26 protein-coding genes are annotated in these 23,376 nt (G+C 32.8%); 12 read left to right on the top strand and 14 right to left on the bottom strand.

Translation table 11 applies throughout. The features are described 5' to 3' along the window. Window positions 1-26 precede the first annotated feature (26 nt). The 5 genes from QLS65_RS07195 to rpsF all read right to left on the bottom strand — a co-directional run bounded on the left by QLS65_RS07195 (window position 27) and on the right by rpsF (window position 5,036). The gene (locus QLS65_RS07195; protein ID WP_282716245.1) at window positions 27-500 is read right to left on the bottom strand and encodes a DUF6495 family protein; all 474 of its coding nucleotides are present in this window, start codon (window positions 498-500) and stop codon (window positions 27-29) included. Between the two features lie 108 nt (window positions 501-608). Beyond that, window positions 609-3,788, bottom strand: coding sequence for a TonB-dependent receptor (locus QLS65_RS07190; protein WP_282716243.1), 3,180 nt, complete (start codon window positions 3,786-3,788; stop codon window positions 609-611). A 98-nt stretch (window positions 3,789-3,886) separates the two neighbouring features. Then, window positions 3,887-4,327 carry a 50S ribosomal protein L9 gene (rplI, locus tag QLS65_RS07185; RefSeq protein WP_099715089.1) on the bottom strand — a complete coding sequence of 147 codons (441 nt, stop codon included), beginning with the start codon at window positions 4,325-4,327 and terminating at the stop codon, window positions 3,887-3,889. Between the two features lie 65 nt (window positions 4,328-4,392). Continuing rightward, entirely contained in the window at window positions 4,393-4,689 is a 297-nt protein-coding gene (gene rpsR / locus QLS65_RS07180; protein ID WP_007138295.1) for a 30S ribosomal protein S18, read from the bottom strand. Window positions 4,690-4,694: 5 nt separating this feature from the next. Then, on the bottom strand, window positions 4,695-5,036 hold the full coding sequence (rpsF, locus tag QLS65_RS07175; protein ID WP_077370382.1) for a 30S ribosomal protein S6: 342 nt from the start codon (window positions 5,034-5,036) through the stop codon (window positions 4,695-4,697). A 165-nt stretch (window positions 5,037-5,201) separates the two neighbouring features. Here rpsF and QLS65_RS07170 point away from each other — a divergent pair, with 165 nt between their 5' ends. After that, window positions 5,202-5,897 carry a LytR/AlgR family response regulator transcription factor gene (locus QLS65_RS07170; RefSeq protein WP_099715088.1) on the top strand — a complete coding sequence of 232 codons (696 nt, stop codon included), beginning with the start codon at window positions 5,202-5,204 and terminating at the stop codon, window positions 5,895-5,897. Between the two features lie 11 nt (window positions 5,898-5,908). On the opposite strand, the gene priA is transcribed toward QLS65_RS07170, so the two are convergent. The 4 genes from priA to nadC all read right to left on the bottom strand — a co-directional run bounded on the left by priA (window position 5,909) and on the right by nadC (window position 10,773). Further along, window positions 5,909-8,359, bottom strand: coding sequence for a replication restart helicase PriA (priA, locus tag QLS65_RS07165; protein WP_282716241.1), 2,451 nt, complete (start codon window positions 8,357-8,359; stop codon window positions 5,909-5,911). A 68-nt stretch (window positions 8,360-8,427) separates the two neighbouring features. After that, the gene (locus QLS65_RS07160; protein WP_282716239.1) at window positions 8,428-8,856 is read right to left on the bottom strand and encodes a DUF2147 domain-containing protein; all 429 of its coding nucleotides are present in this window, start codon (window positions 8,854-8,856) and stop codon (window positions 8,428-8,430) included. 154 nt (window positions 8,857-9,010) lie between these two features. Then, window positions 9,011-9,919: a YihY/virulence factor BrkB family protein gene (locus QLS65_RS07155; RefSeq protein ID WP_282716237.1), complete on the bottom strand. Its 909-nt coding sequence runs from the start codon at window positions 9,917-9,919 to the stop codon at window positions 9,011-9,013. Continuing rightward, window positions 9,916-10,773 carry a carboxylating nicotinate-nucleotide diphosphorylase gene (gene nadC / locus QLS65_RS07150; protein WP_282716235.1) on the bottom strand — a complete coding sequence of 286 codons (858 nt, stop codon included), beginning with the start codon at window positions 10,771-10,773 and terminating at the stop codon, window positions 9,916-9,918. The genes QLS65_RS07155 and nadC overlap by 4 nt, the downstream gene beginning before the upstream one ends. Before the next feature lie 249 nt (window positions 10,774-11,022). Here nadC and QLS65_RS07145 point away from each other — a divergent pair, with 249 nt between their 5' ends. From QLS65_RS07145 to rlmH, 3 genes are all read left to right on the top strand, one after another. Next, window positions 11,023-11,499 carry a hypothetical protein gene (locus QLS65_RS07145; RefSeq protein ID WP_282716234.1) on the top strand — a complete coding sequence of 159 codons (477 nt, stop codon included), beginning with the start codon at window positions 11,023-11,025 and terminating at the stop codon, window positions 11,497-11,499. A 134-nt stretch (window positions 11,500-11,633) separates the two neighbouring features. Beyond that, the gene (locus QLS65_RS07140) at window positions 11,634-12,125 is read left to right on the top strand and encodes a CIA30 family protein (RefSeq protein ID WP_282716231.1); all 492 of its coding nucleotides are present in this window, start codon (window positions 11,634-11,636) and stop codon (window positions 12,123-12,125) included. A gap of 119 nt (window positions 12,126-12,244) precedes the next feature. Then, entirely contained in the window at window positions 12,245-12,718 is a 474-nt protein-coding gene (gene rlmH / locus QLS65_RS07135) for a 23S rRNA (pseudouridine(1915)-N(3))-methyltransferase RlmH (RefSeq protein WP_039109797.1), read from the top strand. A gap of 32 nt (window positions 12,719-12,750) precedes the next feature. On the opposite strand, the gene QLS65_RS07130 is transcribed toward rlmH, so the two are convergent. Continuing rightward, entirely contained in the window at window positions 12,751-13,371 is a 621-nt protein-coding gene (locus tag QLS65_RS07130; RefSeq protein WP_282716220.1) for a hypothetical protein, read from the bottom strand. 2 nt (window positions 13,372-13,373) lie between these two features. Further along, window positions 13,374-14,198, bottom strand: coding sequence for a dihydropteroate synthase (gene folP, locus QLS65_RS07125; RefSeq protein WP_282716217.1), 825 nt, complete (start codon window positions 14,196-14,198; stop codon window positions 13,374-13,376). An 88-nt stretch (window positions 14,199-14,286) separates the two neighbouring features. Between folP and QLS65_RS07120 the strand changes: the two genes are divergently transcribed. The 4 genes from QLS65_RS07120 to tpiA all read left to right on the top strand — a co-directional run bounded on the left by QLS65_RS07120 (window position 14,287) and on the right by tpiA (window position 17,583). Next, window positions 14,287-14,832, top strand: coding sequence for a DUF1599 domain-containing protein (locus tag QLS65_RS07120; RefSeq protein WP_282712567.1), 546 nt, complete (start codon window positions 14,287-14,289; stop codon window positions 14,830-14,832). A 104-nt stretch (window positions 14,833-14,936) separates the two neighbouring features. Next, complete coding sequence (locus tag QLS65_RS07115) at window positions 14,937-16,037, top strand: BT_3928 family protein (protein ID WP_099715079.1); 1,101 nt, start codon at window positions 14,937-14,939, stop codon at window positions 16,035-16,037. 230 nt (window positions 16,038-16,267) lie between these two features. Then, window positions 16,268-16,765 (top strand): TlpA family protein disulfide reductase, encoded by a 498-nt coding sequence (locus QLS65_RS07110; RefSeq protein ID WP_282716214.1) that lies wholly within the window; start codon window positions 16,268-16,270, stop codon window positions 16,763-16,765. A 65-nt stretch (window positions 16,766-16,830) separates the two neighbouring features. After that, entirely contained in the window at window positions 16,831-17,583 is a 753-nt protein-coding gene (gene tpiA / locus QLS65_RS07105; RefSeq protein ID WP_282712565.1) for a triose-phosphate isomerase, read from the top strand. Between the two features lie 51 nt (window positions 17,584-17,634). Here the strand turns inward: tpiA and QLS65_RS07100 are convergent, their stop codons facing one another. After that, on the bottom strand, window positions 17,635-18,858 hold the full coding sequence (locus QLS65_RS07100; protein ID WP_282716212.1) for a porin: 1,224 nt from the start codon (window positions 18,856-18,858) through the stop codon (window positions 17,635-17,637). 95 nt (window positions 18,859-18,953) lie between these two features. Here QLS65_RS07100 and prmA point away from each other — a divergent pair, with 95 nt between their 5' ends. From prmA to QLS65_RS07080, 4 genes are all read left to right on the top strand, one after another. After that, window positions 18,954-19,814 carry a 50S ribosomal protein L11 methyltransferase gene (gene prmA, locus QLS65_RS07095; protein WP_282716210.1) on the top strand — a complete coding sequence of 287 codons (861 nt, stop codon included), beginning with the start codon at window positions 18,954-18,956 and terminating at the stop codon, window positions 19,812-19,814. 45 nt (window positions 19,815-19,859) lie between these two features. Continuing rightward, entirely contained in the window at window positions 19,860-20,135 is a 276-nt protein-coding gene (locus QLS65_RS07090) for an ATP-dependent Clp protease adaptor ClpS (protein WP_282716208.1), read from the top strand. Between the two features lie 93 nt (window positions 20,136-20,228). Next, window positions 20,229-21,500, top strand: coding sequence for a sterol desaturase family protein (locus QLS65_RS07085; RefSeq protein WP_282716207.1), 1,272 nt, complete (start codon window positions 20,229-20,231; stop codon window positions 21,498-21,500). Window positions 21,501-21,509: 9 nt separating this feature from the next. Continuing rightward, window positions 21,510-22,181 carry a lysoplasmalogenase gene (locus QLS65_RS07080; protein WP_282716205.1) on the top strand — a complete coding sequence of 224 codons (672 nt, stop codon included), beginning with the start codon at window positions 21,510-21,512 and terminating at the stop codon, window positions 22,179-22,181. 44 nt (window positions 22,182-22,225) lie between these two features. On the opposite strand, the gene QLS65_RS07075 is transcribed toward QLS65_RS07080, so the two are convergent. Both QLS65_RS07075 and QLS65_RS07070 read right to left on the bottom strand, forming a co-directional pair. After that, window positions 22,226-22,642, bottom strand: coding sequence for a DUF6691 family protein (locus tag QLS65_RS07075; protein ID WP_282716204.1), 417 nt, complete (start codon window positions 22,640-22,642; stop codon window positions 22,226-22,228). Between the two features lie 45 nt (window positions 22,643-22,687). After that, window positions 22,688-23,248, bottom strand: a complete 561-nt coding sequence (locus QLS65_RS07070; RefSeq protein ID WP_282716483.1) for a YeeE/YedE family protein — start codon at window positions 23,246-23,248, stop codon at window positions 22,688-22,690. Window positions 23,249-23,376 lie beyond the last annotated feature (128 nt).

The following is a 23,376-nucleotide window of genomic DNA, read 5'->3' as shown; positions in this document are numbered from 1 at the left end:
CCAATTAAAAATAAATAGCAATACAATTAGGATGCTATAATAGTATTTATTTGCTGGTATAAAAGGCCGTCGCTCAAAAACGAACCTTGTTGTATCAATTCAAAAATGGAAGCATTACGCTCATCCGTAAACTCTTTTTTCCCAACTTTCATTTCAATAGTATCCGTAAACATATTATCGCTAAGCCATTGCAATCCATCTTTAGTTAAAAAATCCACTTCAGGAACCAATGATTTTAAAACTATAGATTGAACATGGGTATCAAAACAATGAAAAAGGAAAATATGATTTTTAGAAAAATGTTCTAAATACGTTGCTTTCGAAAGAACTCCTTCCCAAATTAAATCAGAAAAAATGTCTAATTCTTGTTCGGCAACTTCTGGTTTTTTAGCTTTTATTTTATCCCACTCTGCTTTATCAATTGCTTGAGTTGCTAAAAAAGTACTGAATTCCTGATTCAATTCTTCAAATTGTTCTTTTGTTAATCTTGAGTATTTCATTATTGTATTTTAATATTTAACTTTTGTCTTAACTCTCTTTTGAAATTTTTAAATCAAAAAAAAGCCCTCTCAAATGAGAGGGCAAATTTAATCTATTTTTATCTTTTTTTAGAAAATATATCTAACTCCAAACTGTGCTTGCCATCTTGACAATAAACTTGCATCATAGTTGAACGTTTTAGTTTGAGTTCCATTAAAAGTGTATGTTGGAATTTTTGTAGTTTGATCTACAGATACACCAATTGGTTGAACACTTGTTGGTACTTGAACCAATCCCCAATCAGAATTAATCAAATTTCCTAAATTCAATACATCGATACTAAATTGAATAGTGTTTGTTTTAGTAGAAGCCGAAGAAACTTTAAAATTATAATCTTGCATTACTTTAAGATCCCATTTCCCTCTCCATGGAGATAAAGCTCCGTAACGCTCTGCATACTGACCTCTTCTTTCATTCAAATAATCATCTTGACTGATAAATGCATCAAAAGCCGCTCCTTGTCCTACTCCAGAAAAAGCCATAGAACTGATTTCAGCAGTTGTTGGAATATAAATCAAATCGTTTGTTCCTGATCCGTCATTATTGATGTCTCCACCATAAATGTAGTTAAAACGACCTCCTTGAGCATATTCAAAGAAAGTAGATACAGTAGTTGCCCATTTGTCATTACCATATTTCCATTTTTTTGAAGCTACACCAATAAAACGGTGTGTATCTCCATATTTAGAATCAGATAAAACGGCATTATTCACGTTTCCTAAAGCTGGGTTAAAAGCGAAAGCATCACCTGTAATTTCCGCTTCAATTGAATTCACATCTTGAGATTTCAAATAGTTATACGCTAAACTTGCGAACAATCCGTTATCAAAATTCTTTTGTACTTTGATAGAAGAGTTAAATGCACTTCCTTTATCAGAATTTGTCATTACGTAAGCACTGTTACTTTGCTTATCAGAAGCATTGTCATAAATTAATCTGTTATCAACACCTGCAAGAGTTCCTGAAGGCGTTCTTAAACCCCAGTTTTGCACGTGAACTCCATTGATATCTTTATTATAAGACATGTCAACAGTAACAATGTAGGCGTTTTCAAATTTATGGTCAACACCTAAACTTGTTCTCCATACTTGCGGCCATTTATAATCTGGATCCATAATTTGGAAAAAACTATCATCAGCACCGCTCACTTGATTTCCTAACCAAACAAAAGGAATTCTTCCTGTGAAAATTCCGGTTCCTCCACGAATTTGTGTAGTTTTATTTCCATTAACGTCCCAGTTAAATCCAAGTCTTGGAGACCAAAGCAATTTATCACTTGGTAATTTTGTTGATATTAAAGGAACTTGATTTCCTGTTTCCGGGTCATAATACTGAGTCGCATTATTTCTCGTAGCGCCATTATCTGTATCAATATACTTTTGAATCAAATCAGCTGTATTAAAATACAATGGTTTATCTGCTCTTAAACCAAAAGACAGTTTAAAATTATCGTTAACACTCCAGTCATCCTGCATGTAGAATGCAACTTGACCTACGTTTAATTCTGATAATTTCCATCCATTATCTTCTCCTACTCCAAAAGAGTTTTTATCTTCAAATTGATTTTGCGCATAAAGTAAATTCTGAGCAATTATACTTGTTGCAAAAGGCTTAGCTGCATCAGCTAAAAATGCTGCTACATTTGAATATGGTGTATAAAAAGTTCCTGCATAACCATTAGGATTACCAAAATTATCATAACCAGCTAAGTTAAATGAATTCTGAAATTGAAATTTTTCAAATGATGCACCAAAAGTAAAAGAGTGATTCCCTACAGTATAATTTAAGTTATCTGTAATTTGAAAAACTTTTTGATCTAATGTATTATTGATAGAAAATGGCTCATGCCCTGCAATAATATAATTTGATCCTGCTCCGTCTTGAATATTAATTACTGGAGCCGGTGAAGAAAATGGATTTCTAAAGTCATCAAAATGCGTGTAACCAGCCTGTAATTTATTAGATACTTTTTCATTAATCTTAGAGTTCAACTCTAACAAGAAAGAACTCAATTTATTATTGATTTGATATCCTGAATTTTGAAATTGCAAAGTAGAAGCATTCGGACCTCTAAATCCTAAAGCTGACGGGTGAGCCGGTTTGTCTTTGGAAGCATCCAAAAAGTTATAAATAACGGCTAATTTATTATTATCATCAATATTCCAATCTAATTTTACAATTCCTTTTCTTGAATTTGAATTATGAGAGAAACCTTGATAAGCACCTGTATTATATCCTAATGAAGATAACGCATTTGAAACATTGATCAAATCTGTTTCTAAAACTCTGGATTCATTAACGCCAGTTACAGCATCACCGTTATTAGCCACAAAGTTTGATCCTAAATCACTTCTTTCGTCAATTTCAAAATTGGTAAAGAAGAATAATTTATTTTTAATAATTGGTCCACCAACACTAAAACCTGCTTGTGTTTGCTCTAATGAAGGTACAAATATCTTTTCTCCTTTTATTTTATTACCCGTCATGTCTTGATTTCTATAGAAAGCATAAGCTGTACCATGAAACTCATTTGAACCGGATTTAGTAACTGCATTCACAGAAGCTCCAGTAAAACCAGATAAAGTAACATCATAAGGAGCAGTCGCCACTTGAATTTGTTCGATTGCATCCAATGAAATTGGCTGAGAACCAGTTTGTCCACCAGGAGTTGCAGCATCCAATCCGAAAGGATTATTGAATATTGCACCATTTAATGAATAATTATTGTACTGATCGTTTCTTCCTCCAAAAGAACCTCCACTTGCAGTTGGCTCTAAACGGGTAAAATCATCGGCTGATCTTGAAATAGAAGGCAATGCAGATAATTCTCTACGTCCAATTGTTGTTTCTGCACCAGTTCTTCCACTTTGAAAAACTTTATTTTTGGTTCCAACAACTTTTACTTCTTCTAATTTCTGACTTTCATCTTTTAAAAGAACATCTAAACTGAATACTTTACCTAAATCAAGATAAACCTCATTGAATTCTTCACTTTGATAGCCTACAAAAGTTACTGTAATTTTATAAGGACCACCAATTCTCATATTCAAGATACTAAACCTTCCATCTTCATTTGATAAAGCTGAATACTTAGATCCTGTTGGAGTATGAACTGCCAGTACTGTTGCTCCGGGAAGCGTCTCATTATTGGAACTTTTAACAATCCCTTTAATACTAGAAGTAGTCGTTTGCCCAATGACTGAGTAAAAACTACTAAAGATTAGTAATAATGTAATAATTTTTTTCATTTGTTTGAATATGTGTTATTTGTGGGTCAAAATTAGACAAAAAAAAATCACTCCTAAGAGTGATTTTTATATTTTATTAACAAAATGTTAACCAAATGTTATTTTTCAGCAACGATTTCGTAGTCTAATTCAACGATAACATCTCTGTGTAAACGAACACTAGCAGTATATTTACCAGTACGTTTAACGATTCCGCTAGTAATGAATTTTCTTTCGATTTGTTGTCCACCTTTAGCTAAAGATTCAGCAATATCAATATTCGTGATTGAACCGAATAATTTTTCACCACCTGCTTTTGCAAAGATTTTAATTTCGATAGCTTTCAAAGCTTCAGCTAATGCTTTTGCATCTGCTACAACTTTAGCTTCTTTGTGCGCTCTTTGTTTTAGGTTTTCAGCTAATACTTTCTTTGCAGAAGAAGTTGCTAAATGTGCATGACCTTGAGGAATCAAAAAGTTACGACCGTAACCATTTTTTACCGTTACAATATCATCTTTAAATCCTAAATTTTGAACGTCTTGTCTTAATATAAGTTCCATGTTGTTGTCCTTTGTTATAGAAGTTAGGTTTCATGTTTCAGAAAACCAACAACTGAGTTTAATTATTATTTTAGTAAATCCGCCACATATGGCATTAAAGCTAAGTGACGTGCTCTTTTCACAGCTACTGACACTTTTCTTTGGTACTTCAATGAAGTTCCTGTTAAACGACGAGGAAGAATTTTTCCTTGCTCATTAACGAATTTCAATAAGAAATCAGCATCTTTATAATCAATATATTTGATACCTGATTTTTTGAAACGACAATACTTTTTAGTCTTGTTTGTTTCTATGTTTAAAGGAGTAAGATATCTGATATCCCCGTCTTTTTTTCCTGAAGCAGATTGTTGTAATGTTGCCATGATAATTAAGCTTTTTGAGATTTAAGTTTTGCTCTTCTTCTTTCAGCCCAAGAGATAGCATGTTTGTCAAGACTTACAGTTAAGAAACGCATAACTCTTTCGTCACGTCTAAATTCAGTTTCAAAAGCGATAAGAACTTCTCCTGATACTTTAAATTCGAACAAATGGTAAAAACCACTTTTCTTGTTTTGGATTTCGTAAGCCATCTTTTTAAGACCCCAGTCTTCTTTAGATACCATTTCTGCTCCTCTACTAGTAAGAAAATCTTCAAATTTGCTTACTGTTTCCTTTACCTGAACTTCAGATAAAACGGGATTTAAAATGAAAACAGTTTCATAATGATTCATAAATATATATTTATTTGTTATTTTGGGTGCAAAAGTAATCAATTAATCTGATTAAACAAGTCTTATTTCATTTTATTCGACGTAAGGTAAAAAAATCCGCCCAATTAGTTTTTTTTAAATAAAAAAGTAATATATTTACTCAGCCAAATCTAAAATACTAAAATTATGAAACTAAACTGTGTTGTAGTAGATGATAGTTCTATTCAAAGAATGATTATCGCAAAGTTAGTTAATAATCATCAAAATTTACACTTAATCGGTGATTTTTCTAATGCAATCGAAGCCAGAAGCTGTATGTCTATACACAATGTAGACCTTATCTTTTTGGACATCGAAATGCCGGTAATTAGCGGCTTTGACTTTTTGGATGGTTTAAAAGTAAAACCTCAAATTATTTTCATAACCTCAAAAGCTGAGTATGCTATGAAAGCGTTTGATTATGATGCTACGGACTACCTTCAAAAACCAATTGCAATCGACAGATTCAACGCTTCGGTAAAAAGAGCTATTGATTTACATCTACTTAAAAAAGAAAACAAAGAAGAAGAAGGAGAACATATTTTCATTAAAAGCAATTTGAAAAAATTGAAAATATTTACTTCTAAAATAAAATGGATTGAAGCTTTTGGTGATTATGTAAGAGTAGTTACAGAGGAAGACAGCAATCTAGTACTCTCTACCATGAAATCTTTTGAAAATGACTTATCAAAAGAAAAATTTGTACGCGTACACAAGTCCTATATTATCAACATTGATAAAGTAGAACGTTTCAACAGTAAATTTGCCGAAATTGGAGTTACAAAAATTCCTTTAAGCCGACATAAAAAAGAAGATTTAGTAAAAGCACTTGCCTTTTCATAAGCAACTGAATTTTAGTAAAAATCGACGTTTGACGTAACTTTTATAGCTCTGTATTGAGCAACAGCTTCAAAACTATTCAACATTTTCTGGATAGTTTTTTTTGTGCTTACAATTGATGCATTCTGAGGAATCTTTATTATAATCGTACGAATGTATTCGTTTCTAATTCTGCTGATTGCAGGCTCTTCAGGTCCCAACACCGGCATATTAAGATTCTGGCTCATCACTTGATACAACCACATCGAACCTTCTTTTAATTTATCAAAATCACGTTGTTTCAAAGTAAGCTTTATAATTCTGAAATACGGCGGGTATTTATATATCTGGCGGTCATACAGCTGCTCTTTATACATACCCAAATAATCATTATTAGTGACTTGCTGTATTGTATTATGATTCGGATTATACGTCTGGATAACAACTTTTCCTTGTTTTTCTGAACGTCCAGCTCTTCCCGCAACTTGAGTCATCATTTGAAAACTTCTTTCGAAAGCCCTAAAATCAGGATGATACAACATATTATCCGCATTCATAATTCCCACTAAACTCACATTATCAAAATCCAATCCTTTGGCCAGCATTTGGGTTCCAACTAAAATATCCATTTCTCTATTCTTAAAACTATCGATGATTTTTTCGAATCCAAATTTTCCTCTGGTAGTATCCTGATCCATTCTTCCAATTTTAGAATTTGGAAAAATAGACACTAATTCTTGTTCTATTTGTTCAGTTCCAAAGCCTTTTGTAGTCAAATCAACACTCGAACAAGAATGACAATGTGTAGGTTTCGCAGTTGTATATCCACAATAATGACAGCGCAACTGGTTTTTATGTTTATGATAGGTTAAGCTTACATCACACTGCTGACATTGTGGTACGTGACCGCAAGTGATGCATTCTATTATGGGAGAATATCCGCGTCTGTTTTGAAATAAAATAACTTGTTCTCCCAGTGACAAAGCGAGATTAATTTCGGCAATCAAAACATCACTAAAATGTCCGGTCATTTTTTTACGAAAGTATTTATCTTTTAAATCCACCAATTCAATATTCGGCATCATGACATTTCCAAATCGTTCCGAAATTTCGACCAGCCCAAATTTATCTGATTTGGCATTGAAATACGTTTCAATACTTGGCGTAGCCGAACCCAAAAGTACTTTTGCTTTATGCGAATAAGCCAAAACTATAGCCGCATCTCGAGCATGATAACGCGGTGCTGGATCTACTTGCTTAAATGTCTGTTCGTGTTCTTCATCTACAATTATGAATCCCAGATTATAAAATGGTAAAAACAAAGATGATCTCGCTCCTATTACCACTTGCGCCTTTTCTGAATTCACCAAAACTTGATTCCAAACTTCGATACGTTCGTTATTATTATATTTCGAATGAAAAACAGCTACTTTATTGCCAAAATATGTTCGCAGCCTACCAACTAATTGAGTCGTCAAAGCTATTTCTGGCAATAAGTACAAGATTTGTTTTCCAGTTTCCAGATATTCTTCAATAAGTTTGATATAGATTTCTGTTTTTCCGCTCGAAGTGACACCATGCAACAAACACACGTCTTTTTGAGTAAAACTCTCTTTGATTTCCTCAAAAGCTTTTTGCTGGGCTAAACTCAACTGCAATTGATCGGCACGGATTTTTCCTGAGAACTTTACGCGGTCTTCCTGAAGAAAATAATCTTCGAATATTTCTTTTTCTATTAATGCTTTAACAATTGCCGAAGAAGAATTAGCCGCTTCAACAAGTTTTTTTACAGTAATGGGCTTCTTCTCTGTAGCACTCAATTGAAAATAATTCAATACGATTTCTTTTTGCTTATTAGCGCTTTTTAGTGTTTCGAGTAATTCGCTCAACCCTTCATTTGATTCATATTTAGGATGCAAACGAACATAACGCACTAACTTAGGCTTGTAGGTTTCCTGTATTTCTTCCTGAAGTACTAATATATTTTTATCTATCAATTTTTGAATAACGGGAAAAATATTCTTTTTGTTTAAAATAGCCATTATATCTTGTACTTTCAAAGAACTTTGCTGTTGCAAGGCTTCGTAAACCAAAAATTCATCATCCGAAAGCAGTCTTGTATCAACAACTAAATCTGTTTTTTGAGAAATTATGGTTTCGCTTTCCAGCAAAAGTGCACTTGGCATGGCACCGCGATATACATCACCAATAGCGCACATATAATAGGATGCAATCCATTGCCAGTGTGCAATTTGGATTTCAGTTACAATGGGCTTTTCATCTAGAATTTGATGAATTTCCTTGGCTTCGTATAAAGTGGGTTTGTTTTGATGAATTTCAATAACTAATGCCGTGTAAATTTTACTTTTTCCAAAAGGAACAGCCAACCGCATTCCAATTTTTATATAATGGAACTCCGCTTCAGAGACGCTATAAGTAAAAGTTTTGGCTAAAGAAAGGGGTAAAATTACTTCGACGAAATGCATTTTTATTTTATTATGAGTTTTGAGTTATGCTGATTCTTTACTTTGAACTCATAACTCACAATTTATAATTATTTTACTCGAATCCAAGTTTGGGTTCTTCCAAATAACGGTACACCAATATATCCGCGCACTTTTAATTTATCATTTCCCTCGAGAGCCAAAAAGCATTTATATAATTTTCCTGATGTTGGGTCAAGAATTTTTCCTGAATTATATTCATTCCCATTTTTTGTTAAGCCTTTAATAACAACAAGACCCAAAACCGGTTTGTTTTTTTCGTCGCCGGGACAATGTACACATAAGTTTTTTTTCTTTTCAGCATCAAATATATCGATAACTTTTCCATAAATTTTTCCAGAACGCTCATAGATTTCTACAATCGCTTTGGCTTTGCCGGACTGATCATCAATAGTCCTCCATTTCCCGATAACGGTATGATTTTGACCATAGAAAACTATTGAAATAAATAATGTGAGTACGGTTATGCTTTTTTTCATTGTTGTTCTTTTTTTGCCCTGATTGCAATATAAATTATATTGTCCCTAGGAACGAAGCAATTGAAACGCAAGATTGCTTTGTTCCTCGCATACTAACTTATAACCAATAACAGGAAATAGCTAAAAATTTTGAAACTATATTGGTGTTAATAATTTATATTTTTTTCGCTTTTAATTTATTTACTGTGGCATTCAATTCGAAACCCAACAGCAATATCATACAATTAATCCAAATGTAAAACATCAAAATCAATAATGTTCCTATCGACCCATATAATTCATTGTATTTAGAAAATTTTATGACCCATATCCCAAATACGTACGAATCCAAAAGAATCAATATGGTCGTAAATACGGAACCTATTGATATAAATGCTCTATTTTTGTCGTGTTTTGTGCCAAACTTAAAAAGTATAGACGTTATGCCTAAAATCATTAAAATTACAAATGCATATCTTCCTAAAACAATTAACGCAATTTGATCACTCAGTATTGTTTTTTGAATAAAAACTTCAAAAACTACTATTGTTGCTACAGTCACGATCAATAAAAAAGATAACAATAAAGACATTCCCAAAGCAACTATATATTGCCTGATAAATCCTCTTTTTATAAGAACATGTCGAGAAGATTCAAATCCTCCAAGGATTCCATTCAACCCGTTTGCCATCAACAAAATTGACAATAAAAACCCATAAGACACTAATCCTGAATGACTGTTATTAAGAATATCATTGATGATTTTATAAATAGCATCATACGTATTGGGTGGCACTCCTTCCTTTACAAACAATAAAAAATCATCTTGAAAACCTTCAATAGGAATGTATGGAATAAGGTTTAAGATGAACAGCGCAAAAGGGAATAAAGCCATGAAGAAACTAAAGGCAATCGCACTGGCATGATAGGTCAAAGCGCTTTCGACAATTCCTAACCCGTACAATTCCAATAAATCATATAACGACAATCCTTGCAACCAAGGAAGTTTGATTTTTTTTAGCACATTAACCAGATTCCGTACTATTGGAATTCTTTGTAATTTTACTTCTATTTCTTTACTCATATCGCTTTTAAGCTCAAATCCATGTTATAAATAGAATGTGTCAAGGCTCCTGATGAAATATAATCTACACCACATTCTGCATAATGACGAATGGTATTTTCGTTGATATTTCCCGAAGATTCTGTTTGACATTTATCCCCTATCAAAGCTATCGCTTTTCTAGTATCGTCATAATTAAAATTATCTATTAAAATTCTAAAAACACCTTCACTTTCCAGTATCTCTTTGATTTCATCCAAGTTTCTAGCTTCAACAATGATTTTTAAATCCAAATTATTTTCTTTTAAGAAAGCTTTGGTTTTGGCTATAGCCAAAGTAATTCCGCCCGCGAAATCATTGTGATTGTCCTTTAGCATTATCATGTCATACAAAGCAAAACGATGGTTTTCGCCTCCGCCAATTTTTACCGCCCATTTCTCACAAGCTCGGAATCCTGGTGTCGTTTTACGCGTATCAAGAATTTTAGTATTAGTTCCTTCTAATGAACGAACATACTCTTTGGTTTTAGTAGCAATAGCAGACATTCTTTGCATTGAATTCAATACTACACGCTCCGACTTCAAAATAGACTGTGAACTCCCCGAAACATGAAAAACAACATCTCCTTTTTTTACTGGAGTACCATCCTCGATAAAAGTTTCTATTTTCAAATTAGGATCTACATAATCAAAAATCATTTTGGCGAAAGCCACACCAGCAATTATTCCATCTTCTTTTACAAGCAACTTCGCTTTTCCATTTGCTGTAGGTGGAATACAAGCTAAAGAACTGTAATCGCCAGGACCTACATCTTCCCGAATGGCATTTTGTATTAGTATGTCTAACTCGTTTTTAAACTGTATATCGCTAATCATTTTATAGAAAATTTATGGAATGCTAAAGTAAGATTTATTTTGTGGATTTGAAAATATGTATGCTTGGTTCTTTGAAAAAAGAGGTAAATCAATGTGTTTTAACAGCGTATTACATTTTAATTAAAAAAAGAATATTGATACTAATAATTTAACACCTATTCAACTATTTATATCCAATAAAATCAATTCTTTTATACTGTGGTGTATTATTAAAATCTTATATTTGAGCTAGTAACTAAAACGCTGATTATGAAATCTTTTTTAAGCCTTCTTTTTGTATCCTCGATACTATTGACTTCCTGCAAAAAAGAAGTTGAACCACAAAATAACGCAACTCCTACAAATGTAGTTCCTTTTACTGAAGTTGGTAAACAAATGAAGAATGAAGCTTCGACAGCAACTCAGGTTCAACAAACTACTAATACTATAAATCCAAATAATGCAATGGCTACCTCCAGTGCTGTAGCTGCAGGAATGAATCCTGCGCACGGTCAGCCATCACACCGCTGTGATATTCCTGTAGGCGCTCCATTGAATTCTCCGCCAGCAGCAAACGCAAACAAACCAGGAGTCCAACAACAGAATCAACCCGTTCCTACATCAACAGTTACAACTTCCACAACACCAGTTGCCACCACACCAACTCCTGAAGGAATGAATCCACCACACGGTCAAACCAATCACCGATGTGATATTACTGTGGGTGCGCCGCTGCCTAAATCATAATTGAACTAATTATTAAACTAAAACTGGCGTAAAATTCTTAAGATTTTACGCCAGTTTTAGTTTTTTGAATTAATCCATTGTAAAAAATAAAACAAGAACTTTTATAAAAAAAATAGTTTACTAACCCAAACAAAATGAATGTCATAAAAGTTTTTGATTTTAATTTAGAAAGCGACCTTGAAAATTGGAAAGTTGTAAATGACGCTGTAATGGGTGGAGAATCAGAAAGTAAATTCTATCTGAATACAAATGGAATTGGGACTTTTAAAGGTAAAGTTTCTTTAGAAAATAATGGCGGATTTTGTGCTGTAAAATATGTTTTTGGGCCATTGCTTTTAAAAAGCATTACACATTTTTGTATTCGGCTTAAAGGAGACGGTAAACAATATCAATTTAGAGTAAAGACCAATCGAACTGATTCACATTCGTATGTATTTCCTTTTCAAACTTCCACAGATTGGCAAAGGATTGAAATTCCAATCACGGAACTGTATCCTGCATTCAGAGGGCAAAAATTAAATTTACCTAATTATGACGGTTCTAATTTAGAAGAAATCACTTTCCTGATAGGTAATAAAAAAGAAGAGTCATTTCAATTGCTAATTGATGGCATTGAGATAAAATAAATATCATCTTAGCTTTGGTAATTTTATGAATTTAAAGCCAGAATATTAATTTCCATTAAAGAGAATGCGTTTTAAAACTGTTAATTTTTCTATCTTTGCGCCTCTGAAATCAAACAAAAATGAACATCAAATTGATTGCTATCGGTAAAACTGATAACAAAGCTTTACAATCTTTAATAGACGATTACACCAAACGTTTGTCTTTTTATATCAAGTTTGACTTAGATATTATTCCTGATATCAAGAACGTAAAAAATTTATCCGAAAGTCAACAAAAAGAGAAAGAAGGCGAATTAATTTTGGCAAAAATTACACCGACAGACCAACTTATTTTATTGGACGAAAACGGAAAAAATTTTTCCAGCGTAGGTTTTTCAGAAGAATTACAAAAGAAAATGAACTCTGGAGTAAAAACTTTGGTTTTCGTAATTGGTGGTCCTTATGGTTTTTCAGAAACGGTTTATGCCAAAGCGCAAGGAAAAATATCGCTGTCTTTAATGACTTTTTCACATCAAATGGTACGTTTATTTTTTATAGAACAATTGTATCGTGGTTTCACGATTTTAAGAAATGAACCGTATCATCATCAGTAATTATTCTGTTTAAAGTTTTCTTTGTTTGAAGTTTAATAAATAAATTCTTGAGTGCTTTTCATGTCTACTTTTAAACTTTCAATAAAAATTTTATTTTGAATGTAACCTCCAAAAGTTAGGTTTTTATTAAAGCAAAAAACATATTGATTTGAGGTGTTACTTGGCAGTTTATTCAAATAGCTTTGTAATTCTTCTCTTTTTATCACAACATTATCTACTAAAATTTCATTGTTTTTGGTAAAAAAAATCACCAATTCTGACTTTGGTCTTTCCAATTTATAATACACATTAGTAAAAGGAATAAAGGCTAGGTTTTTACCAATAGTATCTGCGTAAGAATAATAATTTTTGGCCTTTTCATTCTTGTGTGCTTTCTCAGTACGCTTTTTCTCCTGCAACTTCATGATTTCCGGAATGGCAAGTCGTAGTGGCAAACGTTTGTCAACATTTAGAATCCAATTAGTTGAAATAATACTGTTTTTCCTGTTTACTTCAGCTAGCGTATCTTTTCCTTTTGTTCTAAAAAAAATATAGATTGGAGAAAGATCATCTACATTTTTGACAATTGTTGTATTGGCTTTTGGTAATAAAACATCCTCTTTGTTCCCACAAGAAAACAAAGTAAAAAGAACAATCAAAGTAAAATATTTCATCGTTATAAATTGATTTTATTGAATAATGCAACACATTCCATGGCTTCTTTTACATCGTGGACACGAAGGATTTTTGCTCCTTTGGTCAATGCCAAAGTATTCAAAACCGTCGTTCCGTTTAATGCATTTTCTATAGTCGCATTCAGCGTTTTATAAATCATTGATTTTCTTGAAATTCCAACAAGAAGTGGGAGTTCCAATATATTTAACAATTCCATTTTTTGAAAAACTTCATAATTTTGATCTGTTGTTTTGGCAAAGCCAAAGCCCGGATCGATAATCAAATCATTGATACCAAAACTTCTGGCCTTGGCAACTTTTTCAGAAAAATAGAACAACATTTCTTTTACAATATCATCGTAATCCGTTAGTGTTTGCATCGTTTGAGGATTTCCTCGCATGTGCATCATAATATACGGAACATTATATTTTGCAATTATCTCAAACATTTTTTCGTCCAGATTTCCTGCTGCAATATCGTTGATGATTGCTGCACCACTTTCTATGGAAGCTTTTGCCACTTCACTTCTAAAGGTGTCAATCGAAATTATCGTTTCTGGAAAATGTTTTAGAATCAAATTTACAACAGGAACAATTCTCGCAATTTCTTCTTGTTCCGAGACAAATTCTGCACTTGGTTTACTGGAATAAGCGCCAATATCTATAAAAGTGGCTCCTTCAAGTACCATTTTTTCAACTTGCGAAAGTATTTCGGTTTCATTCTTATACTTTCCACCATCAAAAAATGAGTTGGGCGTCACATTCAAAATCCCCATAACTTTGGGAGTTGATAAGTCAACAAGTAATCCTTTGCAGTTAATAGTCATTCGTTTACAGTTTTAAAGACTTCAAAATTCTACATTCAAAAAAATTATCTTATTTTTGAAAAAATTTGAATACAAATATACACCAATAATGAAGAATACTTCAAAAGAATATGATGCTGTGACTGCGACTTGTCGTACGCTGTTTATCAATAAAATGAAAGATTACGGATGTGCTTGGCGAATTTTAAGACTGCCTTCCTTGACCGATCAAATCTATATAAAAGCTCAAAGAATTAGAAGTTTACAAGAAAATGAAGTCCGTAAAATTGATGAAGATGAGACAGGTGAATTCATCGGAATTATCAATTATTCCATAATGGCTTTGATTCAATTAGAATTAGGTGTTGCAGACCAACCTGATTTAAGTGTTGCAAAAGCAACCGAATTATACGATGCCAAAGTTAAATTGACCAAAGACTTAATGGAAGACAAAAATCATGATTACGGGGAAGCTTGGCGCGACATGCGTGTGAGTTCACTAACAGATTTGATTTTACAAAAACTACTCCGTGTCAAACAAATAGAAGACAACAAAGGAAAAACATTAGTCTCTGAGGGAATCGATGCGAATTATCAGGATATGATAAATTATTCGGTTTTTGCCTTGATTCTAATGGGTTTTGGAAATAAATAATAAAAAGCAATAACTAAACATAAAATCGCCAAGATTCCAAAATCACAAACTGGAATCAAGAATGGCGATACCATATTCCATTAAAAAACAAATATTATCTTCATATGAAAAATATAATTACTCAATTTTCTAGAATTTTCGTTGGAATCTTATTCATTATCTCCGGATTAATTAAACTGAATGACCCAATCGGGTTTTCATACAAACTGGCTGAATATTTCAGTGAACCCGTTTTCAACATGCCCTTTTTCGTTCCGTTTGCACTAGGAATTGCTTTGTTTTTAGTAATTCTTGAAGTGGTTTTAGGTATTATGTTGCTCATTGGTTACAAAACCAAATTCACTATCTGGAGTTTATTAATCTTGATTGTACTGTTTACTTTCCTAACTTTTTATTCCGCTTATTTTAATGTGGTAAAAGACTGTGGTTGTTTTGGAGACGCTTTGAAACTGACGCCTTGGCAATCTTTTACAAAGGATATTGTTTTGCTTTTCTTTATTCTGATATTATTTTTTAATCAAAAATTGGTAAAACCGTTGTTTAGCAATAACGTACAAAACATAGTTATTTACGCCAGTATCGTTTTATCTTCACTTATGGGAGTTTGGGTTTTAAACCATTTGCCATTAATCGATTTTAGACCTTATAAAGTAGGCAATAATATTCAAAAAGGAATGCGAATCCCTGATGGAGCAGAAAAGTCAGTGGTAGAAATGGTCTTTATTTACAAAGTTGGTGGTGTCGATAAAGAGTTTACCGAAAAAGATTTGATGTCGATTCCTGAAGGTGCCGTATTTGTAGACCGAAAAGACAAAGTTATCACAGAAGGTTACGTTCCTCCTATTCATGATTTTACAATGGAAAAAGACGGTTCAGATTACAAAGATGAATTTTTAGAAGAACCAAAATTGATGTTGATTACTGCTTACGATTTAGTTAAAGCGGATCACAGTGGAATGGCAAAATTGGAAAAACTGAGTCAGGATGCTAAAGCTAAAGGATATAAAGTAGTTGCAATGACAGCTTCTTCACCAGAAGAAATAGCTGCTGCAAAAAAACAATTCGGATTAACATTTGATTTCTATTTTTGCGATGCTATAACTGTAAAAACAATCGAAAGAGCCAATCCAAGTATTGTACTAATTGAAAAAGGAACAATAAAACAAAAAGTTCATCACAATGATATTGCAGATTTAAAATTCTAAATAAACTATAAAACTTTAAAGTCGTAAAGTCCAAAACAGGAAACTTTACGACTTTTTACTTTAAAAGAATGATAAATGCTTTCTAAATAAATCAGTGAATCCAAATCATTCCATTATTTTTAAACTATAACGATATTGCTTTATCATTTTCGAATAATGCTTTCAAAATTTCTTAATCCGTATAACGCATTCAAATTGTTTGTTTAACTTTGTTTAAAAACAATTCTATAATGAAAAAAATAATAGTACTACTAATTGCGGTTGTAACATTGTCTTGCACCTCAAATGCGCAAAAAACTAAATTCTCCAAAGAAGCTTTATCTGAAACCCTTTTAGCCACTGATGGAAGTCAAGTTGCTTTTAAGGACATTTTACAAAAACACAAAGGAAAAACCCTGGTAATAGAAGTTTGGGCTTCCTGGTGTGGGGATTGCGTGAAAGCAATGCCAAAACTAAAAGAATTACAAGCTAATAATCCTGATGTTGGCTACTTATTTATTTCGATGGATAAAACTGCCGATAAATGGAAAGCCGGAATCGAAAAACACGAATTGAAAGGGGATCATTTCATGGCAAATGACCAAATGAAAGGGGTATTTGCAAAAGCCGTTGATGTGGATTGGATTCCAAGATACATCATTCTTGACAAAAATGGAAAAATTGTTTTATACCGCGCCATAGAAACTGATTTTGATAAAATCAATGAAACACTTAAAAATTTAAAATAAAATATTGGATTCTTTAATTTCAATATTGAAAAACATAACCAAAAACTAAATATAATACAACTAAAATGAGAAAGAAGATTGTTGCCGGAAACTGGAAAATGCATAAAAATGCAGAGCAAACTGAAGATTTATTGAATGAACTAATAGCAAAAATACCAACTGACGCAAAAGCACAAGTAATTGTTGCTCCAACATTTGTAAACTTGGCTTCTGCTGTTGACCATTTGGAGTTTACTAATATCGATGTTGCTGCACAAAACGTACATCAAGCAGAAAGTGGTGCTTTTACAGGCGAAATTTCAGCTGATATGTTAAAAAGTGTTGGTGTAGATATTGTAATTCTGGGACATTCAGAACGCAGAGCTATTTTTCATGAAACGGATGCTTTGATTGCTAATAAAGTAAATACAGCCTTAGAACATGACATGATGGTTATTTTTTGCTTCGGAGAAGAATTAAAAGACCGTCAATCAAAAAATCATTTTAATGTGGTAGAAAACCAATTGCGTGATGGTTTATTCCATATTGAATCTAAAGATTGGGACAACATAGTTTTGGCCTATGAGCCAGTTTGGGCAATTGGAACTGGAGAAACTGCTTCACCGGAACAAGCACAAGAAATGCATGAATTCATCAGAGAAACAGTTCGTAAAGCCTTTGGAAGTGAAATCGCTGAAAACGTATCTATCCTTTACGGAGGAAGTGTAAAACCTGAAAATGCTAAAGAAATATTCTCAAAACTTGATGTTGACGGTGGTCTTATTGGTGGTGCTGCCCTAAAAGCAGATGATTTTGTAGCAATTGTAAATGCAATATAATTTCATTTTTCAGATATAAAAAAGCGGTGATTCATTTCACCGCTTTTTTTTTTAAATTCCTATTTCTACCTGAAATCTCACATACCAATTATTTTTTGTTCTACCATCAAAATAACTTAAAGTATCAAAAGTCAATTCGCTTTGCAACTTAAAAGTATGTTCCCAAATATATTTAGTTAAACCCATCGTATATTGTTTCGAATTTGGAGCCAAAGTCCTGATATCATCTCCCACTTTTTGAGAAGAATATCGCCCAATAATTTCATAGTTTGAAGGGAAATTATAACTCAACTGATGATCAAATCCGTTCCCTATATAAGCATAATTAGATTGTGTAATATCATCAGGATTTACAGTAACAGCATTTCTGGAAGTCGTTCTAGACATGTAACTTGACATCGCTGCCCAGCCATTATATTTCAACATAGCATCCAGCATCACTGATTTCATAGTACGCTCTTCAAACAAATCATTCCCTAATTGCCCCTGTGTGCGTTTCGCATGATTATTTTGCTGAAAAGCTCCTGAAAGCATTAATTTTGGTTTTTTTTCTCTAACAATGTCTCCTTCAAAATAAGTTCCATCTCGAGAAAACGCTCCAAACGGTAATAACTCCACTTTTCCGGTTACAGCAACTCCAGCATCAGCATTTCCAGTTATGTTCCTGCCTTCTCCTGTGGAAATAGCTGTTTTTAAATTATAAGAAAATTTATCTTTGAATTCATTCATATTATGAACTTGAAAACCAAAATCCCTGTCGATTGTAAATCTGGCATTATTGATGGATCTATCAGTTAACTGTAATCCTCCTGATGAATTCACACGCTGGCGATTTCCTGGCAATTTAGTTTGTCCAAAACTGATATTCCAATGTTTATTAGGTCTGTAAAAAACTACCGCATCACGAATAATATTGATATTTTCTCCTTCTTGAATTTCGCCCACATCACCCGGGGCAAATGACAATTGAATCGCATATAAAAACTTTGGACTTCCTACATATCCATCAAATCGCAAACGCAAACGTCTTATTTGTCCGTCATAAACACCATCTTCACCCCCATTTTCGGAATATGTAACCCTGTTTTGCATTCGAAAACGAATATTCAACTGATATAAACTGTCTGGAGAAGTCATTCCAATTCCTTTACCAAAGCTATAATATGGAAGAGCGGATAATTTTAGGTCGTTATCCTGTTTGTTTTGCTTTATGGTAACTTGAGCATTCCCTATAATACCAGAAAGAATAACAAAAAATAAAATAATCTTTTTCATGTAGTTGTTACGTGTTTGTTGTGCAAATGTAAAATAAAATTTGATTTACAAATGCCGTTTAAATAGTGATTACTACCTTTGCAAAAAAAATAAGCATGTCAAACATTTATATTGGGTATCATTTTACTATTGAGCCTAAAGACTCGAGCAGTAGCGAACAGGCGAAGCAATTACGTTCTGAAATATTAATCGCAGAATTAGGAGAAAGAGCATTTGAGAGTTTTACAGAAACTGAAACGGGTATTTCTGCTTTTGTACAAAAGGATTTATGGGATGAAATGATTCTTGATGACATTCATATTTTACAATCTGAGGAGTTTACAATCGATTATACATTTGAAGAAATCGAGCAAGTAAACTGGAATGAGGAATGGGAAAAGAATTTTGAAGCAATAGATGTTGATGGCAATTGTCATGTACGTGCGCCTTTTCACCCAAAAACGGATGCCGAATTTGATATTGTAATCGAACCAAAAATGAGTTTTGGAACCGGTCACCATGAAACGACACACATGATGATTCAGCATTTATTAGAAATAGATGTTACCGGAATGAAAACCCTTGATATGGGATGCGGAACAGCCATTTTAGCCATACTTGCAGAAATGAAAGGCGCGCAACCAATCGATGCAATTGATATTGATAATTGGTGTTATTTAAATTCTATAGAAAATGCACAACGCAATAATTGTAAACACATCACAGTTTATGAAGGTGAAGCTGCATTACTGGAAGGCAAAAAATACGATTTGATTATTGCGAATATCAACAGGAACATTTTGTTGAACGATATGCAAAGTTACATAAACAGTTTAAATCCTAATGGAACACTGCTTTTAAGTGGTTTCTATCAGGAAGATATCCCATTTATAGATGCTTCTTGTACTGAAAAAGGATTAACGTATGTTAAAAAATTTGAAAGAAACAATTGGGTATCTTTAAAATATGTAAATTAGTGGTACTATTTTTTTATTAATTACGAAAGTACAAAAACCTACAAAATGAGTACTAAAGAAAAAGTAAGAGAAAGAGTTAGTGTTAAGGAAGCTATAAGTTTAGACAATGAAATAGTGGTTTACAACGATGATGTAAATACTTTTGACCATGTCATAGAAACTTTGATTCGCGTTTGTAATCACACTCCGGAACAAGCAGAACAATGTTCATTAATTGTACATTATAATGGGAAGTGTACCGTAAAAACAGGTCCTTACGAAAAATTAAAACCACAATGTACCCAATTATTAGAAGCAGGATTAAATGCAGAGATAATTTAAGACTAATAAAATTTCCCTGTAATAAATAAATTACTATGAATAATTCAAAAACATTCTCTTTTATTCTATATTTGAATAAAAAAAAGTGTTTTTATGGAAGAATATGGTAAAATTTTAGTTTTTGTAATGCCTGTTTTTTTGATATTAATTATTGTCGAAAAAATATACGGGCATTACAAAGGGGAAGACACTGCACCAAACATGGATTCTGTTTCGAGCGTAAGTTCTGGAATGGTTAATTCCCTAAAAGATGTTTTAGGACTCAGCATAACACTAGTTTCTTACGACTGGATTGTCTCTAAAATAGCTTTATTTGATCTTCAAGCAAGCTTTCTAACTTATTTTATTGGATTTATAGCTATTGATTTTTATGGTTATTGGAGTCATCGTTTGTCTCATCAAATTAATTTTTTGTGGAACAAACATGCCATTCATCACAGTAGTGAAGAATTTAATTTGGCCTGCGCACTTCGCCAACCGATATCCAGTTTTGTGAATCTGTTTACCTTTTTATTGATACCGGCCGCTCTTTTAGGAGTTCCCTCCAAAGTGATTGCAATAACGCTTCCTATTCATTTATTTCTACAATTCTGGTATCATACGAAGCATATTAAGAAAATTGGTTTTCTGGAAAACATACTGGTTTCGCCATCACATCATAGAGTGCATCATGCCATCAACCCAGAATACATGGATAAAAACCATTCTCAAATATTCATCATTTGGGATAAATTGTTTGGTACTTTTCAAGCAGAATTAGAAACTGTTCCACCCGTTTTTGGAATCACAAGACCAGCAAGAACCTGGAATCCCATTCGGATTAATTTTCAGCATTTATGGTTATTGATTACAGATGCTTGGCGCGCCGAAAACTGGAAAGACAAATTCACAATTTGGTTTAAACCAACAGGCTGGCGTCCAGAAAATTTTGAAGAAAAATATCCCGTAAACAAAATCACCAATGTTTATGATTTTGAAAAATACGGTGTTCAACATTCTAAAAAATTGATGTATTGGTCCCTTTTTCAAGCTATTATCACCTTATTACTCATTAGTTACCTCTATAATTCTATTGCTCTGATAGGTTTACCAAATGTATTTATTTACGGTGCATTCATCTTCCTGACCGTTTATAGTTACACAGAATTAATGGATACCCGTAAAAGTTCTATATTCTGGGAAAGCATGCGTTTTGCATTTGGAATTGGACTAATTTTCTATTTTGGTGATTGGTTTGGCATGAATCAGCTATTTCCTTTTGCGAGTTATGTTGTTGCAGTTTATCTCATTTTGTCATTGATAGTAACTATTTATTTTGTCAGCAGTAATTTTGAAAAAGAAACAATGATTGTAGCTCAATCTTAAAAACAACGTATGAAAAGCGATATAATATTAAAGAGTTTTATTGGATTTAGTCTTTTTTATCTTTCGTTTCTATTATTTGGGAATGAAAATACAGTTTGGTTTTTGAAACCCTACTTATTGCCATTTTTAATTCTCGCTGTTTATTTTCATGAAAAGTTTGTTACCAAAAAAAATCTTTTAACAGCTTTGACTTTGTCATGGATAGGCGATATTATTTTGATGTTTGCTGACAAAGGAGAATTGTATTTTATAGCAGGATTGATTGCTTTTCTTCTATCACACATTTCCTATATCATACTGTTCAGCAAACAATTAAAGATTTATTTAAAGAAAAGTAAAATCATCTTCTGGGTAGGAGTTACAGCAATTGCCTTTTATTTAATAGTAATGATGTTGATTTTACTGCCAAGTCTGGGAGACTTAAAAATTCCTGTTTTTGTTTATGCCCTGACAATTTCAATTATGCTATTATTTGCATTGAAAGGCTTTTTAAACTGGCAAAAACCTGCCAACATCTATATTTTAATTGGCGCTATTATTTTTGTAGCTTCAGATAGTATTTTGGCGTTTGACAAATTCTATACTCCGTTGCAATACAGCTCATTCCTGATTATGGCAACCTATTTAACCGCACAATACTTGATTGTTACCGGTATTTTAAAATTAAACAAAAAAAAGTAGCATTTTCATAAGAGAATGCTACTTTGATAACCGATGTATTTCGATTAATGAGGTAATTTATTTTTTAATAATCCATATAAATAAGTTCCTAAAAGAGCTCCAAAAAGCACTATCAGAACGGTCCAAAAACCGGCTCCTAGCAAAATAAAGATAGGACCCGGGCAAGAACCAACCAGTGCCCAACCCAATCCAAAAAATAAACCGCCAATCCAGTAGCGAGCAGATCCTTTTTCTTTATCCGGAATTTCAATCGATTCTCCTTTGATGTCTTTTATATTGTTTCGTTTCATGATTTGAATTCCAATAATTCCTGTCAAGATAGCCACAGTAATAATTCCGTACATGTGGAATGACTGAAATTGAAACATTTCATAAATGCGATACCAAGAAACTGCTTCAGATTTAGTTAGTACAATTCCAAAAACAAATCCAACCAACAGATATTTTATTATATTTTTCATGCTTTTTCTTTTAATGTTAAGTTCATTCTGATTGCCTTACAATTCTTATTTTACAATTAATGGCAATAAAAAATGCGCCATTATCAATCCACCAATGAAAAACCCTATAACCGCTTTCAAAGAAGGAATTTGTAAATTACTCAAACCTGAAATAGCATGTCCTGAAGTGCAACCACCAGCATAACGAGAACCAAAACCTATCAAAACGCCACCAATAAGCAGTATAAAAATACTTTTTGGAGATTCTAAAATGGATATCCCAAAAAGAGCATCCGGCATTAGTTTTCCGTTTGGAGCTTCAATACCAAGTTGTGCTAATTGTGCAATTGTTTTAGGATTAATAGCCACATTTGAAGCATCCCCCATAAAATGAACGGCAACAAAACCGCCTAACATAGCTCCAAGAACGACTACTAAATTCCAGCGTTGTGCTTTCCAATCAAAATCAAAAAAGGCTACTCGTTTTCCTAAACCAGCCATAGAACACAATGAACGTAAATTAGAAGACATCCCGAAAGACTTCCCGAAATAAATCAAAGAAAGCATAATCATACCAATCAAAAACCCAGAAATAAACCAGGACCATGTTTGAAAAATAATATCCATATTGTTTTTTTGTGCAAAGATAAGAAGCATTTGATGAGATTTTGGAAGAAATGCGACATTCGGTTAAAAAGTGCTAATCCAAATTATTACGGGAACTCGCATTAAGGTCTAAAGTTCTGTTTATATTT

This window comes from Flavobacterium algoritolerans, from assembly GCF_030010385.1.
Classification (GTDB): Bacteria; Bacteroidota; Bacteroidia; order Flavobacteriales; family Flavobacteriaceae; genus Flavobacterium; species Flavobacterium algoritolerans.
The sequence above is the reverse complement of the archived record's forward strand: the minus strand, read 5'-3'. Positions and strand labels throughout refer to the sequence as shown.